Annotated in this window: 14 protein-coding genes and 1 pseudogene; 8 read left to right on the forward strand and 7 right to left on the reverse strand. The window is 72.1% G+C overall.

Going from position 1 to position 15,684, the window contains the following annotated elements; genetic code table 11:
• Positions 1-10 precede the first annotated feature (10 nt).
• Entirely contained in the window at positions 11-787 is a 777-nt protein-coding gene (locus QSK25_RS19260; protein ID WP_285639997.1) for an amino acid ABC transporter ATP-binding protein, read from the reverse strand.
• Positions 784-2,253 carry an ABC transporter substrate-binding protein/permease gene (locus QSK25_RS19265; protein WP_285639998.1) on the reverse strand — a complete coding sequence of 490 codons (1,470 nt, stop codon included), beginning with the start codon at positions 2,251-2,253 and terminating at the stop codon, positions 784-786. Before QSK25_RS19265 ends, QSK25_RS19260 begins: the two co-directional genes overlap by 4 nt.
• A 67-nt stretch (positions 2,254-2,320) precedes the next feature.
• Between QSK25_RS19265 and QSK25_RS19270 the strand changes: the two genes are divergently transcribed.
• The 3 genes from QSK25_RS19270 to QSK25_RS19280 all read left to right on the forward strand — a co-directional run bounded on the left by QSK25_RS19270 (position 2,321) and on the right by QSK25_RS19280 (position 4,802).
• Positions 2,321-3,100, forward strand: coding sequence for an alpha/beta fold hydrolase (locus QSK25_RS19270; protein ID WP_285640000.1), 780 nt, complete (start codon positions 2,321-2,323; stop codon positions 3,098-3,100).
• 95 nt (positions 3,101-3,195) lie between these two features.
• A complete protein-coding gene (locus QSK25_RS19275) occupies positions 3,196-3,780 on the forward strand; it encodes an NADPH-dependent F420 reductase (RefSeq protein WP_285640001.1) in 585 nt (194 codons plus the stop codon).
• Positions 3,777-4,802 carry an LLM class flavin-dependent oxidoreductase gene (locus tag QSK25_RS19280; RefSeq protein WP_285640003.1) on the forward strand — a complete coding sequence of 342 codons (1,026 nt, stop codon included), beginning with the start codon at positions 3,777-3,779 and terminating at the stop codon, positions 4,800-4,802. Before QSK25_RS19275 ends, QSK25_RS19280 begins: the two co-directional genes overlap by 4 nt.
• Before the next feature lie 4 nt (positions 4,803-4,806).
• Here the strand turns inward: QSK25_RS19280 and QSK25_RS19285 are convergent, their stop codons facing one another.
• The 4 genes and pseudogenes from QSK25_RS19285 to QSK25_RS19300 all read right to left on the reverse strand — a co-directional run bounded on the left by QSK25_RS19285 (position 4,807) and on the right by QSK25_RS19300 (position 8,511).
• Positions 4,807-5,343, reverse strand: coding sequence for a hypothetical protein (locus tag QSK25_RS19285; RefSeq protein ID WP_285640005.1), 537 nt, complete (start codon positions 5,341-5,343; stop codon positions 4,807-4,809).
• 14 nt (positions 5,344-5,357) lie between these two features.
• On the reverse strand, positions 5,358-6,527 hold the full coding sequence (locus QSK25_RS19290; RefSeq protein ID WP_285640007.1) for an ABC transporter permease: 1,170 nt from the start codon (positions 6,525-6,527) through the stop codon (positions 5,358-5,360).
• Positions 6,528-6,793: 266 nt separating this feature from the next.
• A pseudogene (locus tag QSK25_RS19295) lies at positions 6,794-7,477 on the reverse strand (ABC transporter ATP-binding protein); the annotation flags it as partial.
• Complete coding sequence (locus QSK25_RS19300; RefSeq protein WP_285640008.1) at positions 7,474-8,511, reverse strand: RND family efflux transporter; 1,038 nt, start codon at positions 8,509-8,511, stop codon at positions 7,474-7,476. The gene QSK25_RS19300 and the pseudogene QSK25_RS19295, both read right to left, overlap by 4 nt.
• Before the next feature lie 80 nt (positions 8,512-8,591).
• Here QSK25_RS19300 and QSK25_RS19305 point away from each other — a divergent pair, with 80 nt between their 5' ends.
• The 5 genes from QSK25_RS19305 to QSK25_RS19325 all read left to right on the forward strand — a co-directional run bounded on the left by QSK25_RS19305 (position 8,592) and on the right by QSK25_RS19325 (position 13,931).
• Entirely contained in the window at positions 8,592-9,287 is a 696-nt protein-coding gene (locus QSK25_RS19305) for a response regulator transcription factor (RefSeq protein WP_285640009.1), read from the forward strand.
• Positions 9,277-10,974, forward strand: a complete 1,698-nt coding sequence (locus QSK25_RS19310; protein ID WP_285640010.1) for a HAMP domain-containing sensor histidine kinase — start codon at positions 9,277-9,279, stop codon at positions 10,972-10,974. Before QSK25_RS19305 ends, QSK25_RS19310 begins: the two co-directional genes overlap by 11 nt.
• A gap of 34 nt (positions 10,975-11,008) precedes the next feature.
• Positions 11,009-11,800 (forward strand): glycoside hydrolase family 20 zincin-like fold domain-containing protein, encoded by a 792-nt coding sequence (locus QSK25_RS19315; protein ID WP_285640011.1) that lies wholly within the window; start codon positions 11,009-11,011, stop codon positions 11,798-11,800.
• A 257-nt stretch (positions 11,801-12,057) separates the two neighbouring features.
• Complete coding sequence (locus QSK25_RS19320; RefSeq protein WP_285640132.1) at positions 12,058-12,705, forward strand: response regulator transcription factor; 648 nt, start codon at positions 12,058-12,060, stop codon at positions 12,703-12,705.
• Positions 12,702-13,931, forward strand: coding sequence for a sensor histidine kinase (locus QSK25_RS19325; RefSeq protein WP_285640013.1), 1,230 nt, complete (start codon positions 12,702-12,704; stop codon positions 13,929-13,931). The genes QSK25_RS19320 and QSK25_RS19325 overlap by 4 nt, the downstream gene beginning before the upstream one ends.
• A gap of 197 nt (positions 13,932-14,128) precedes the next feature.
• Here QSK25_RS19325 and QSK25_RS19330 read toward each other — a convergent pair whose 3' ends face one another.
• Positions 14,129-15,625: an aromatic amino acid ammonia-lyase gene (locus QSK25_RS19330; protein ID WP_285640014.1), complete on the reverse strand. Its 1,497-nt coding sequence runs from the start codon at positions 15,623-15,625 to the stop codon at positions 14,129-14,131.
• Between the last annotated feature and the right edge of the window lie 59 nt (positions 15,626-15,684).

Genomic DNA, 15,684 nt, shown 5'->3' on the forward strand with positions numbered 1-15,684 from the left:
CCCGGCCGGATCACCCGTGATCCAGAACCCGCCGCAGGAATCGCCGCGTGCGTTCCCTGCGCGGATCCCCGATCACCTCCGCCGGCGTTCCGCGTTCCACGATCACGCCGCCGTCGAGGAAGAGCACCTGGTCGGCGACCTTCTCGGCGAACCGGATCTCGTGCGTGACAATGACCGTGGTCCACCCTTCCGAGGCCAGGTCCTTGACCACGGCCAGCACCTCCCCCACCAGTTCCGGGTCAAGTGCGGAAGTGGGCTCGTCGAACAGCACGACCCGGGGTTTCAAAGCGAGCGCACGGGCAATGCCCACCCGTTGTTGTTGACCACCGGAAAGCTGGTACGGGTACGAATCAGCTTTGTCGGCGAGCCCCACCTGGTCCAGCAACGCCCTCGCCTCCGCCACCACCTCGTCCTCCGGCCGCCGTTGCGCGACGACCGGGCCCTCGGTGAGGTTCTGCAGGACCGTGCGGTGCGGGAAGAGGTTGTGCGACTGGAACACCATGCCGCTCCGCGCCCGCAGCCGCGCGCTCTCGGCCCGGCCGGCCTTGCCCGCGGGCAGCGCGGAGAAGTCGACCGTCACGTCGTCGACGCGGACGACGCCGCTGTCGGGGGTGTCGAGGACGTTGAGCGAGCGCAGCAGGGTGGTCTTGCCGGAGCCGGACGGTCCCAGCAGGACGGTCGAGGTGCCGCGCGGGGTGGTGAAGTCGATGCCGCGCAGGACGTCGAGCGAGCCGAACGACTTGCGGAGGCCGGTGACCTCGATGCGGACGTCGGTCTGGTCGGTCATGCGATCACGTACCTGTTCAGCCTGGTCTCCAGTCGTTTCTGCCCGGCGGACAACGCCACGCAGATCACCCAGTAGTAGAGGCCCGCGAAGGCGTAGAGGGCGAGGAACTCGTTGCTCTCGGCCGCGGCGAGCTGGGACTCGCGGAAGAGTTCGGTCAGCAGCACGACCGAGCCCAGCGACGTGTCCTTGAGCAACGACAGCAGCGTGTTCGACAGCGGGGGCACGGCGGTGCGCGCGGCCTGGGGCAGCACGATGCGCCGCAACGTCTGCGCGTAGCCGAAGCCGATCGTGGCGGCCGCCTCGAACTGGCCGCGGGGCACCGACAGGATGGCCGAGCGGATCACCTCGGCCGCGTAGCCGGCGACGTTGAGCGAGAACGCGACCACGGCGGCGGTGAACGGCGGGAACTTCAGCCCGATCTGCGGCAGCCCGTAGAAGACGATGAACAGCTGCAGCAGCAACGGCGTGCCGCGGATGATCGAGATGAACGCCCGCGCGAGCCCGGACAGCACCCGGTACGGCGAGATCCTCGCCAACGCCACCAACAGCGCCAGGGCCAGCCCGATCGCGAACGACAGCGCGGTCAGCGGAATGGTGACCTTCACCAGCCCGACGAACATGGGCCACGCCGTCGAAGCGAGGACGTCCCACGTACTGCGCGGACCCCGGCCTTCCGAGAGATCAGCCGCGCCACCGTCCGCAACGGACACGTCGGCCTTGAAGTACTTCTGCGAGATGCCGCGCAACGTGCCGTCGGCCTTCAGCGCGTCGATCGCCGTGTTCGCCTGCGCCAGCAACGCGGAGTCGGCCTGCCGCAGCGCCAGCACCTGCTCGCTGCCCGCCTGCCCGGCGTCGCCCGCGATCTCCACGTCCTTGGACCCGGTGGTGGCGAGGTAGTCCAGCACGGCGATGTTGTCGTTGACGATCGCGTCGACGCGGCCCTGCTGCAACAACGCGGCGGCCTGAGCGAACCCCTCGACCGCCTCGACCTTCGCGCCGGCGTCCCGCGCGACCTTCGCCCAGTTGCTGGTGCTGGACTGCGCGGTCGTCTTGCCGCTGAGGTCGGCGATCGACTTGATCCGGTCGTCGCCGGTGCGCCGCACGATCACGCCGCGCGAGTACGTGTAGGTGTTCGAAAGGCCGTATTTGGCCGCACGCTCGGGGTTGCGCGACACCTGGTTGGCGATGAGGTCGATCCGCGAGGAGTCGAGCGCGGGGAAGATCGCGTCCCACTGCGTCTCGACGAACTCGAGCCGCCACCCGGCCCTGGCCCCGATCGCCTTGACGACCTCGATGTCGTACCCGGTCAGTTCCTGCGTGGCGGGGTCGTGGAACGAGAACGGCGGGTAGGTGCCCTCGGTACCGACCCGGACCAGCGGTGGTTGCTCTTGTTGCGCGTACGCCGGTGCGGGGACGACGATCAACAGCAGCAGGAGCAGCACCGCGCCCCTGAACACTTGTCGCATCCGGGCAGGGTAGAGCGAAGCGGGCGGGCGCCGCTGATGATCCACTATGCGGGACGGGGTGCGCGGCATGGCGACGGTGACCACGGCAGACGGCCAGCGGGTGTCCTACGTGGACCACGGCGGCGACGGGCCCGCCGTGGTGCTGCTGCACAGCTACCTGATGGACGTGACCATGTGGTCGCCCCAGGTCGCGGCCTTCGGTGACCGCTACCGCCTGATCGCGATCGACGAACGCGGCCACGGCGACACCCCGGTCTCGGCGCCCTTCGACCACTGGGACGTGGCCCGCGACGCCCTCGCCGTGCTGGACGCCTTGGACGTCCCCCGAGCCGCCGTCATCGGCACCAGCCAGGGCGGGTTCGTGGCGGTGCGGATGGCGTTGCTCGCGCCGGAGCGGATCACCGCGCTCGCGTTGCTGGGCACGTCGGGCGAGCCCGAGGACGAGCAGGTGGCCGCCGCGTACGAGCAACTCTCCGAGGTGTGGATCGCGCGGGGACCGGAGACGGTGATCGAGGCGGTGGCGAAGATCTGCCTGGGCGACCACGACCCGTCGGACTGGACGCCCAAGTGGAGCGCCGTCGAGCCCGACCGGCTGCGGCTGATCATGAGCGCGCTGGTGTCGCGCGAGGGGGTGCTGGACCGGCTCGGCGCGATCGAGGTGCCCGCCCTCGTGCTGCACGGGACCGCGGACCTGGCGTACCCGGTGGCGAGGGCGGAGGCACTCGTCGCCGCGCTGCCCGGGGCCGAACCGCTGGTGCTGGTCGACGGCGGCGCGCACTTCCTCAGCCTCACGCACGCCGCCGAGGTGAACCCGCACCTGGAGAGGTTCCTCGACAAGCCCCTCTGACAGGCCCTCCCCCCACGACACACCCCGCGGAATTATCCGGGGGCTGGTCCGGTTAGTCTTGATGACACGTCAACTAGCCAGGTCGGGTGTGTGCTGTGAAGATCGCTGTTCTGGGGGCGGGCCACGTCGGTCCCGTCATCGCGCGCCTCGCCCTGGCCGCGGGGTACGAGGTGGGCATCGCGGGTTCGGGCGACCCCGCCCGCATCGAGATGATCGTCGACTTCCTCGCCCCCGGTGCTCGGGCGCAGGCCACCGCCGACGCCGTCAGCGACGCCGACCTCGTGGTGCTGGCCATCCCGTGGCACCGGTTCCCGTCGCTTCCGCCGAGGACGTTCGACGACAAGGTCGTCATCGACGCGATGAACCACTGGCCGCCGGCCGAGGCCCCGCTGGGCACCAGCGAGGAGGTCGCGCGGCGGCTGGCCGGCGCGCACGTCGTGAAGACCCTCAACCACGTCGCTTACCAGGACATGGAGCCCGCGAACGGCCGGGCGGTCGGGTTCGCCGGGAACGACCCGGACGCCCTCGGGGCCGTCGCGGAGTTCCTGGAGCGCATCGGGTTCGACCCCGTCCCGATGGGGGCTCTCACCGCGGGGCGGTCGCTCGAGCCCGGCAGTCCGTTGTTCGGCGTCGCGGCCCACAGGCACGAATTCGAGAACTTCCTGAAGGAGCAGTCATGAGCGGGACCACGTTCGGGCTCGACACGTTCGGCGACGTCACGCACGACGCGTCCGGCTCGCCGATCACGCACGGGCAGACCATCCGCAACGTCGTCGAGGAAGGGGTGCTGGCCGACCAGGTCGGGCTCGACTTCTTCGGCATCGGCGAGCACCACACGCCGGACATGCCGCTGTCGGCGGCCGACGTGGTGCTGGCCGCCATCGCGGCGCGCACCGAGAACATCCACCTCGGGTCGGCCGTGACGGTGCTCAGCTCGGACGACCCGGTGCGGGTGTACCAGCGGTTCTCGACGCTCAACGCGGTGTCGGACGGCCGGGCGGAGATCATCCTCGGGCGCGGGTCGAGCATCGACTCGTTCCCGTTGTTCGGCTACGACCTCGCCGACTACGAGGACCTGTTCGAGGAGAAGACACACCTGTTCGCGGAACTCCTCAAGGGCGGCAGGATCACCTGGGAGGGCAAGACGCGGCCGGCGCTGCACGAGCAGGACGTGGTGCCTCACACCGCGCCGTTCCCGACCTGGATCGGCGTCGGCGGCAGTCCGCAGTCGGTGGTGCGGGCGGCCTCCTACGGGTTCTCGCTGATGCTCGCGATCATCGGTGGGCATCCCGGCCGGTTCGCGCCGTTCTCGGAGCTGTACAAGCACGCGCTGGAGAAGTTCGGGCGGGAGCCGCTGCCGATCGGGATCCACTCGCCGGGGCACGTGGCGGAGACCGACGAGCAGGCGCGCGAGGAGTTCTGGCCGCACTACCTGGACGTGATCGGGCGGCTCGGCAAGACGCGCGGGTTCGCCACGCCCACGCCCGAGTCGTACGCGCACGAGGTGGGGCCGCACGGCGCGTTGTTCGTCGGCTCGCCGGACACGGTGGCCGAGAAGATGGCGCGCACCATGAAGAAGCTCGACGCCAGCCGGTTCGACCTGAAGTACGGCATCGGCGGGCTCTCGCACGAGTCGCTGATGCGCACGATCGAGCTGTACGGCACGAAGGTCGTCCCCATGGTTCGCGACATGCTGGCCTGAAGGATCACTTGCGCGAGGAGGCGATCTCGCACTCCTTCGCGTGCTCCAGGCCCAGCGAGATCGACGCCGCGTCGTTGTTCGGGCCGCCGAGCGCGTAGCTGACGGCGGGCGAGCCGGGTTCGTTGTGCACCTCGACGTAGCGAACCCCCTTGCCCCGCAGGCACTGCACGACCCGGTTGGCGAAGTCGACCGCCTCCGGGTTCGTGACGTCCTTCTCCCACGGGGGCAGCGGCGTCTTCTTCTCGCACTCCTGCAGCGCCTCGTCGAGCTCCTCCTTGACCGGCTGCGGGCGTCCGGGGTCGGCGGCGCGGCCCTTGCGGTCCAGGCCGTGCTTGGCCATGCACTGGTCGTAGGGCACCTGGAGCGCTTCCAGGTCCTCGGGCGTCATGTCGAGGCGTTCGCGGGGGCGTTCCTCCTGCGGCGCCGAGGTCTGGGTGGCACCGCTCGACGGCGTCGAGAGCGAGGCGACCTGCGGAGCGGCTTCGGGCTTCGAGCAGGCGGCCAGGAACAACAGCACGGCGACCAGGGTGGCCTTCTTCATCGGTTTCCTCTCGTTCACGCGGCGAGCGCCTGCGTCGGCGTGAGCCGGGCGGCGCGGACGGACGGGTAGAGCCCGGCGGCGGCGCCCACGACGAACGCGGCGAGCACCCCCAGGGCGAGTACTTCGAGCGGGATGACGAGCGGCCACCGGTGCAGCGTCGCGTACGCCGCGACGCCGAGCGCGCCCAGTGCCGTGCCGGCCAGCCCGCCGAGACCGGACAGCAGCACGGCCTCGGTCAGGAACTGCGCGCGGATGTGCCCGCGGGTCGCGCCCAGCGCGCGGCGCAGGCCGATCTCACTGCGGCGTTCCAGCACGGAGATCACCATCGTGTTCGCCACGCCCACGCCGCCCACCAGCAACGCCACCCCGGCGAGCCCGAGGAACAGGGCGCTGTAGGAGTTCTGCGTGGCGCGCTTGGCCGCGAGGGCGTCCGACGGGCGGCTCACCTGCACCAGCCCGGGCACCTCGCTGTGCAACGTGGCGGGCAGCACCGCGCGGACGTCCTCCACGGACTCCTCCCGCGCCTTCACGTACACGACCGTCGGGTGCCCGTCGAACCCCAGCTGCGTGCGAGCGGCCTCCCAGCCGACCAGGACGGACCGTTCGAGGTCGGGCGCGAGCGGCAACGGCCCCAGCACCCCGGTCACGGTGAACCACCGCTCCCCCACGAAGATCGCCGGCCGCGCGCCGACGTCCGGGATGCCGAGGCGCTGGGCCGCGACGTTGCCGAGGACGACGCCGGGGAAGTCCGGCCTGGGCAGGAACTCGCCGCTGCGCAGGTGCCCGTTGACGGTGTCGAGCAACGTCGGGGTGGCCGCGAGGACGGTGATGTCGGAGCTGTGGCCGGGGTCGAGCAGGTCGTTGCGGCGCACGCGGGTGTGCGTGTTGGCGACGGCCGCGGCGCCGGTCACCGGGCCGATGCGCTCGACCATCGCGACGGACTCCGGAGGCAGCTTCACAGGGTCGTCCTGGCGCGGGGCCGGTTGGGCGCGCAGGAGGTTGGTGCCGAGGGTCGTGAGCTCGTCGAGCAACGCCTGCTGGCTGGACGCCGGGATGCCGGTGACGACCACGACGGTGGCCGTGCCGAGAGCGATGCCGAGGGCGGAGAGGGCGGCGCGGAGGCGGCGGGTGCGCATGCCCTGAGAGCCGACGGACAGCAGGTCGCGCGGCGAGAGACGGGTCATCGCACGCCTCCGGCGGACGGGCGGGGCAGGCGGAGGGTGGGGTGCTCGCGCACGGCGGGCAGCACCGTGGTGTCCGCACCCGCGCCGTTCCCCGGCTCCCGCGCTGTACGCAGCATCGTGGTGTCCGCACCCGAATCGGCCCCCGACCCGCGCACCGCAGGCAGCACAGCGGTGCCGGCGCCCGCGCCAGCGCCCGTGTCGCGCCCCGCAGGCATCACCGTGGTGTCCGTACCCGAATCGGCCCCCGACCCGCGCACCGCAGGCAGCACGGCGGTGCCGGCGCCCGTGTCGGCGACGATCCGGCCGTCCCGCAGCTCCACCCGGCGCGGCAGCGACGCCGCGATGTCCCGGTCGTGCGTGATCAGCGCGATGGTCGTCCCCTGCTCGTTGAGCTCCCGCAACAACTCCAGCACCGCCTGCCCGGTGGCGGTGTCGAGCGCCCCGGTCGGTTCGTCGGCCAGCACCAGGGCCGGGTGGTTCACCACGGCGCGCGCGATCGCGACCCGTTGCCGTTCGCCGCCCGACAGCTCCTGCGGCCGGTGCCCGACGCGGTGCCCGAGCCCTACCCGGTGCAGCGCCTCCACGGCCATCGGGTGCCGGTCCTTGCGCCGCACCCCCGCGTACAGCAGGCCGGTCGACACGTTCTCGGCCGCGGTCAGCCCGTCGGACAGGTGGAACTGCTGGAACACGAACCCCAACCGGCTCCCCCGCAACGCCGACAGCCGCCGGTCCGGCAGTTTCGACACGTCCTGCCCGTCCAGCTCGACCACCCCGGACGACGGCAGGTCCAACGTCCCCACCAGGTGCAGCAGCGTCGACTTGCCCGAGCCGGACGGGCCGACGATGGCCAGCAACTCGCCGGACGACACCGACAACGACACGTCGTCCAGCGCCGTCACGCCGCCCGGATAGTGCTTGCTCACCGAACGCAACGCCAGCACGGGGGTCACGACGCCGTCACCACTTCCAGGCCCGCCGCCACGCCGACGCCGGAGACCTCGACCCTGTCCTGCGAGTACAGCCCGGTCCGCACGGCCTTCAGCTCGCCGGAGCGCAGTTGCAGCGCATAGCCGCCCTCCTTCAACGCCACCAGTGCGGCCAGCGGCACGACCAGCACGCCGGTGCGGCTCTCCGACACCACCGTCACCCGCACGGGAGCCGTGTCGAGGTCCTCGACGTCGGCGGGGTTGTCCGGGGTCACGACGACGTCGGCCTTCGGGCCGGAGCCGTTCTCGGGCGGGGCCGCCACCGGCGTCACCGAGGTGATCTTCGCGGGGACGGCGCGGTTGTCGGGGCGCACGACCACCACGGCCATGCCCGCCTTCAGCGCGCCCGCCTCGGTCACCGGGATCTGCATCGTCACCAGCCGCGCGGTGGGGGTGAGTTCGAACAACTCCTCCGCGGCCGGTGCGCCCAGCTGGGCCTTCACCGCGCCGACGCGCATCGGGCGGTCCAGCACGAGCACACGGCCGGGCGCGAGGGTGCCGGTCTGCTCGACGCCCAGCGCCTTCTGCCACTTCTTCACCGCGTCGATGACGCGCTGGGTGAACTCGGCCTTGGCCGCGTCCTTCGGGCGGGTGCCCACCGAGTAGCCCAGGGCGGCGAGGTTGTCCATCAGCACGGCCACGTCGGAGCCCTTCAGGCCGGGCGCGTCGAGGGCGCGGAACAGCGGGGTGGCGCCGAAGAAGACGACCACGGGCTGGTCGTCGACGCGGTAGAGCTCCTTGCCCAGTTCGGTGGTCTGGCCGGGGGCGGGCAGCTTGGTCACGGTGCCCGTGGCGGCGCCCTTGACCGGGCGGGCCGCGCCGAAGCCCAGCTGGGCCTGCACCGTGCGGGTGTTCGTGAGGTCGCCCAGCTGCACGGTCGTGGTCCGCACCGCCACCGCCGCGGGTGCGGGAGGCTCGGCTGGCCTGCCCCGCACCACCAGCACCACGGCGATGACGACCACGACCACGACGGTGATCGCGACGAGTGTCCTGCGCATGCTGTGGATCTTCGGAGGCGCTTGTGAGGATCCTGTGTCGAACCGGTGAGAGCCGCGAGGGCGTCCCTATGATCGGCCCGGTGAGCGCTCTCATCCTGGTCGCGGAGGACGACGAGAACCAGGCCGAGCTGGTGCGCCGCTACCTGGAACAGGACCACCACCGGGTGCTGGTCGTCCACGACGGACGCGACGCGCTCGACGCCACCCGCGCGCACCACCCCGCGCTCGTCGTGCTCGACCTGATGCTTCCGGGCCTGGGCGGCCTGGACGTGTGCCGGGCGCTGCGGGCGGACTCGGACGTGCTGGTGCTGATGCTGACGGCCCGGTCCACCGAGGACGATCTGCTGCACGGGCTGGGCATCGGCGCGGACGACTACATGACCAAGCCGTTCAGCCCGCGCGAGCTGGTGGCGCGGGTGCGGACGTTGCTGCGCAGGCTCCCGGCCCGCACGCCCGCGCCGGCGTTGCGGGTGGGGCCGATCGTGGTCGACCAGCTGCGGCACGAGGTGACGGTGGGCGGCGCGCTGGTCGAGTGCACGCCCGGCGAGTTCGGGTTGCTGGAGGTGCTGGCGTCCGAAGTGGACCGGGTGTTCAGCCGCGAGCAGCTGCTCGAACGCATGCACGGCCTCGACAGCTTCCTCACCGCGCGCACCATCGACACGCACGTGAAGAACCTGCGCCGCAAGATCGAGACCGATCCGCGCGCGCCGCGGCACCTCGTGACGGTGTACGGGATCGGCTACAAGCTCACGGCCGGGCGCGGCGATGCGCCGTAGCGTCTTCACCCGGCTGCTCGTGGTCGTGGTCCTGATCGCGGTGTGCTCGATCGCCGCGACCGCCTGGCTCGCCACGCAGCTCACGCAGGCCTCGATCGCCCGCGAGCAGGGCCGCGAACTGGCCTCCGACAACCGGATCTACGCGACGCTGCTCGGCTACGCCACCGGCCACCGCGACTGGTCCGAAGTGGACGGCTGGGTCGACTCGCTGATCCGCGAGCACCCCGGCCGGCGGATCGTGCTCGTCACCAAGGACGGCCGCGCGGTCGCAGACCGGGGCGGGGACGGCGGTCAGCTGCCCGCGAAGGCGGCGGCCGTGGTGGACGCGCTGGAGGTCGACCCGGTGCTGGTGCCGGGCGCGCCCGCGGACCGGATCGACAAGCGCGTGCTCGGGCCGTTCCGCACGCCGATCGACTTCCGCGACCGCGAGGACCCCACGGGCGCGCTGTACTGCCTGCGGCTGAACAGGAAGGAGCAGACCGGGCTCGACTGCCGCGAACGCGACCTGCCGTTCGACACCAGGGCGGACTTCACCGCGCTGCTCGAACTGGAGGACCTGGTCAACGCCTGCCTGGCGCGCCGGCAGCTGCCGCCGGTCGACTTGGACCCCGACTTCACGCCTGCGCGGAAGCAGTCCGGCGGTGTGCAGCCACCGGACGAACCGGCCGTCGGCGCCTGCGTCGCCGCGTCGCGCAGGGAGCAGCTCACGCCGTACGTGGCGCAGCCGGTGCTGCTCTACCTGACGAATCCGACGGGCCAGCCGACCACCGCCATCTCGTTGTCGGGCAACGGCTGGCGGGTCGTGGGGGCCGCGGCGGCGGTGCTGCTGGCGGCCGTCGGGGTGGCGGCGTTCGCGGGTGCGCGGATCACCCGGCCGTTGCGGGCGTTGACGGCCGCGGCGACGCACCTGTCCGGTGGCGGGGACATCCCGCCGGTGCCGGTGCGCGGCCAGGACGAGATCGCGGGCCTGACCAGGGCGTTCAACACGATGGCCGCGAACAGGGCGCAGCTGGAGCAGGCGCGCAAGGCGATGGTCAGCGACGTCGCGCACGAGCTGCGCACGCCACTCAGCAACATCCGGGGCTGGCTGGAGGCGGCCGAGGACGGCGTGCACGACCTCGACCCCGCGCTGATCACGCTCCTGCTCAAGGAGGCGCTGGTCCTGCAGCACGTCGTGGACGACCTCCAGGACCTCGCCGTCGCCGAGGCGGGGTCGCTGCGCCTGACGCTCGAACGGGTGAACGTCGCCGCAACCTTGGAGCAGGTCCAAGCGGCGCACGAGGCGCGGGCTGCGCAGGTCGGCGTCACGTTGTCGGTGGCGGCCGACCCGGCGCTGTTCGTGCGGGCCGACGCGCTGCGGCTGCGGCAGGTCCTCGACAACCTCGTCGCCAACGCGGTCCGCTACGTCCCAGCCGGTGGGACGGTCGCCGTCGAGGGCACGCGGGAGGACAGCGCCTGCGTGATCACCGTCCGAGACACCGGGCCGGGCATCGCGGCGGAGGACCTGCCGCACGTCTTCGACCGGTTCTGGCGCGCCGACAAGTCGCGCAGCCGCAGCACGGGCGGTAGCGGGCTGGGTCTGGCGATCGTGCGCAAGCTCGTCGAGGCGCACGGCGGAACGGTCGGTGTGACCAGCACGACAGGCGTCGGAACCACGTTCCGCGTCCGATTGCCGGAACTCACCTGATACACCCAGCGTTAGTTCGCTGGAGAGGAAACCGGTGATTGTTCCCATGCCTGCGAGCGCGCCCCGTCGCACGGGCTCGTTCGTCCTGACCGAAGACGTGACCGTCCGGGTGACCGGGCAGGCGCGCACCGCGGCCGCGTTGCTGCGCGAGCACGTCTTCCGGGAGACCGGCTTCCTGCTGGCGGAGTCGCCGGACGGGATGCTGATGGTGTCGCACGACCCGGCCATGCGCGGCCTCGGCCCCGAGGGCTACGCGCTGCTGGTCAGCAACGACGCGATCATGCTCCGCGCGGGCACCCAGGCGGGGCTGCGGCACGGCGTGCAGTCGTTCAAGCAGCTGATGACCCGGGACGCGACGGTGCGCGCGGCGGACGTGCGCGACTCCCCCAGGTTCGCGTGGCGCGGTGTGTCGAGCGCGCTGCTGCCGCCCGCGGAGATGCGCCAGGCGATCGACCGGATGGCCGCCTACAAGCTCAACGTGCTGCACGTGTTCCCCGAGGGCGACCCGGAGGCGATCCGCGAGCTCGTGGAGTACGGCCGCGACCACGGCATCACGGTGGTGCCGGAACTGAGCCCCGCGACGATCGAGCTGCTGGAGCTGTTCCCGAGCCGCTGGGTGCACATCGGCACGGCCAAGCTGACCACCAGGTTCGCCGGTTTGCTGGAACGCCACGGCAAACTCCCGGTGCGCTGGCACGAGGACGGCGCGGACGTGCTGGGCCCGCACGGCAAGCTCGCCGAGGGCGACGCCGGGTTGCGCGCGGTCGCGACGGCCGGCTGGGTCGGGGAACTGCAGACGACCAGGGCCGTGGCGCCCGCCTGGTGATCGTTCACAGCACCGGCGTGAACGCAGGTCACGTGATGACCGCGATTCACATGTGGAAGTTTGACAGCTGAGTGCGTTCGGGCAGGGTTCCCTGTCCCGCGGGGGAAACTGTGCTGCACCTGGCCTCGCGGCCGGATCGATGACCAGGTCGGTTCCCAGTTGTCCGGTCGCCAAGATCTGTTTCGGCGCGGCCGGCGCGTGCCATCGTGACTGTCGTGCGGGCCTCTTCCAAGTTCCGGTCGGTGCACCGCTTCCGGTTGCTGCTCGTGGACGACGACCGGGAGCTGGTGGAGCTGCTCGCCGCGGTGCTGCGCGGCGAGGGGTACGACGTCGACGTCGCGTTCGACGGGCAGCGCGGGCTGCACCTCGCGCTCACCCACCCCTACGACGTGATCGTGATCGACCGCGGCCTGCCGGTGCTCGACGGCCTGGACCTGGTGTCCCGGTTGCGTTCCCGGTCCGTGCGGACGCAGGTGCTGGTGCTCACCGCGATGGGCTCGGTGCACGACCGGATCGACGGTCTCGACGCCGGTGCCGACGACTACCTGACCAAGCCGTTCGACCTGCGCGAGCTGATGGCGCGGCTGCGGGCGCTGTGCCGCCGTTCCGCGGAACTGGCCGCCGTGCTGCACATCGGCGCCGCCAGCCTGGAACTGGAGCAGCACCAGGTCGTGCTGCCCGACGGTGAGAAGGTCCCGCTGACCACCCGGGAGTTCGCGCTGCTGCGGGTGCTCGCCACCCATCCGGAGACCGTGCACACGCGGGCGGCGTTGCGGCGCACGGTGTTCTCCGACGCCCCCTCTCAGTCCATTGTGGATACCTACGTGCACTACCTGCGGTCGAAGGTGGGCCGCTCGGTCGTGCAGACGGTCCAGGGCATCGGCTACCGGCTGGGGGCGCTGTGACGGCGTGGGAGCGCTCGGAGTTCCGGAGGGCCCGCCTGCGGGTGAGCCTGCTGGTGGGCCTCGCGATCACCGTGATGATCGCGTTCGTGGGTGCCATCGCGTACGCGGTCATGGCGCACGCGCAGGAAACCGAGGTGTCGCGCGAACTCCGGTACAACATCACGTACGGCGTGCCGGGCGTGGCACCGAAGTGCGCCTGGGTGTTCGTGCTGGAGAACGGCGTGCTGGACGAGGGCCCGTTCGAGGTGCCCGCCGGGTTCCCGCTGCGCGCGGACATCGACGCCGTGCACACCTCCGGCACGCCCGTGACTCGTGACGTCTCCGCGAACGGCACCGAGTACATGGTCCTCACCTCACCGGGCGCCGCCGGCACGACGGCACAGGCCGTGTTCGACCTGCGCTACCAACTCGCCGACCGCGCACACCTGCTGCACGCACTGGTGATCGCACTGATCGCAGGCCTGGTGGTGGCCGCGCTGATCGGCTTCGGCGTGGGCCGCCGCACGGTGGCGCCGTGGGCGGAAGCCCTGGCCCGCCAACGCCGTTTCGTCGCCGACGCCTCGCATGAGCTGCGCACCCCGATCGCCCGCGCCTACCTGCGCGCCCAGCTCCTCGCCGCCGCGGCGGACCTGCCCGACGCGCAACGCTCCAGCCTCGACGCGCTGGCGAAGTCCATCCGCGGCCTGGCCGACGTCGTCGACGACCTCCTGCAGTCCGCACAACTCGTCCACCGCGCCGGCACCCCCGTGGACCTGGCCGACGTGGCGGAGGCCGCCGTGGTCGGCGAAACCGAACGGGCCGCCGAACGCCACATCACCCTCGACCTCGACCACCCCGGCCACCCGCTGGTGGTCTGCGGCATCGAGACCGGCCTGCGGCGCGCGGTGGACGAACTGCTGGCCAACGCCGTGCGCCACACCCCGGAGGGCGGCCGGATCGCCGTGGCCGTGCGGGAGGCGGACGGCCAGGTGGAGCTGGTGGTCGAGGACGACGGCGAGGGCTTCGCCGCGGGCGATGCGGCGCGGTTGTTCGAGCGGTTGCAGCACGGCGGTGGCGAGGGGCGGTTCGGGTTGGGGCTCGCGCTGGTGCGGGAGATCGTGACCGGGCACGGCGGCACGGTCGAGGCGGCGGGACGGCCGGGGGCCGGTGCGCGGTTCACGCTGCGGATCCCGGTGGCGGACAGCCGGGTGGTGGCGCCGGAACGGATCTCCAGCGCCCGCCCGTGAGAAGCGCACGCGCGGGAAGGCTGCGGTGGGTGCCGGAGCCCACGCCGGTTCCGGCACCCACCGCACTCATCCCAGACCCGCTGCGGTGCCGACCACCACGCCGCTTCCGACGCCACCGCGCCCGCCCCAGACCCGCGACGGTGCCAGCCACCACGCCGGCTCCGGCACCCACCGCGCTCACCCCAGACCCGCCACGGTCACCACCGGCCCGACACCACCACCTCCGCCGCCACCCGCACGTCCTCGTCCAGCGGCCGGTCCGGGTCCACCGGTGCGATCGCCGCCGCCAGCGCGTCCAGCAACGCGGCACATCGGGGCGCGGTCGGGCGGCGGCCCCCGACGTGCACCGCCTGTCGCAGCCCCAGTGCGAGCGATCCGCACAGCAGCCGCAGCAACTCCGCCAGGTCGTAGGCGCGCAACGCGGCCTGCGTGCCGAACGGCACCACGTCCTGGTTGTGCAGGTTGGTCGGCAGGCTCTGGGTGCTCGCGGGCAGCACGCCGCGCCGGATCTCCGCGACGAACGCCGTCGTGGCGAGTTGGACGCCCTGCAGGCCGTGTTGCTGACCCGGGCCGGCGGCGAGCATCGGGGGCAGGCCGGTGTTGCGGGCGGGGTCGACGAGGAGGTCGAGCTGGCGTTCGGCGAGGTTGCCCAGGGACGCGGTGACCATGGCCAGGACGTCGGCGGCGAACGCGGCGGGCTGGCCGAAGAAGTTGCCGCCGTGGGCCACGAGGTCGTCGGCGGGGAAGAACAACGGGTTGTCGCTGACACCGCCCAGGTCCGCGGCGACGACGCCGTCGGCGTAGCGCAGGGCGTCCTCGGCGGCGCCGAGCAGCTGGGGTGAGCAGCGGATGCTGTACGGCTCCTGCAACGCGCGCAGGCCGCTGGGCGTCGTCCCGTCCAGCGTGGAGCGCATCCAAGAAGCCACGGTCACCGCGCCGCCGTGCCCGAACGCCGAGATCAGCCGGGCGTCGGCGAACCCGGGATCGGCGCCGACCACGTCCACCAGCAGGCACGTCAGCGAAGCCAGCGCCCGGTGCGAGGCCCGCACCGACGTCAACGCCAAGGCCAGCGCCGCCGTCGTCACCGAGGTGCCGTTCACCAACGCCAGGGCGTCGCGACCGTCCAGTTGCAACGGCTCCAACCCGGCGGAGGTCAACGCCTCGGCCGCGGGTAGCCGGACGCCGTCGAGGTAGGCGTGGCCCCGGCCGCGCAACGCCTGGGCGGCGTAGGCGAGCGGGATCAGGTCCCCGCTCGCGCCGACCGATCCGTAGCGCGGCACGGCGGGGACGAACGAGGTCGCGAACATCGCCGACAGGCCGGAGACGACGTGCGGGGACACCCCGGACAGTCCCTGGGCGAGCGACCACGCGCGCACCAACAGGGCGGCGCGGGTGATGTCGAGGGGCAGGTCGGGGCCTTGGCCCGCACCGAGGTGTGCGAGGGTGTTGTCGCACTGGTCGGCTTCGTTCGCCCGGCCCGCGAACCCCACCAGCGCCCCGAAGCCGGTCTTCGCGCCGTACACGGGGCGGTCGTCGTCGGCGAGCACCGTGCGCAGGTAGGCGCGGCCGCGTTGGACGCGGTCCAGGACGGCGTCCCCGACGAGTACGGGCAACGGTGCCGAAGCGCGCTGGAGGTGTGCGGGAGTCAGGGGCGAACCCAGGTCCACGGACGTGTCTGAGGCGGTCGTGGTCACCGCACGGACGGTAGGCAGCCGATCTCAGAAAGTTCTGAGATCGCGTGGGTAGCTTCCCC

The sequence above is a fragment of the Lentzea sp. NBRC 102530 genome, assembly GCF_030269365.1.
Taxonomy (GTDB): domain Bacteria; phylum Actinomycetota; class Actinomycetes; order Mycobacteriales; family Pseudonocardiaceae; genus Lentzea.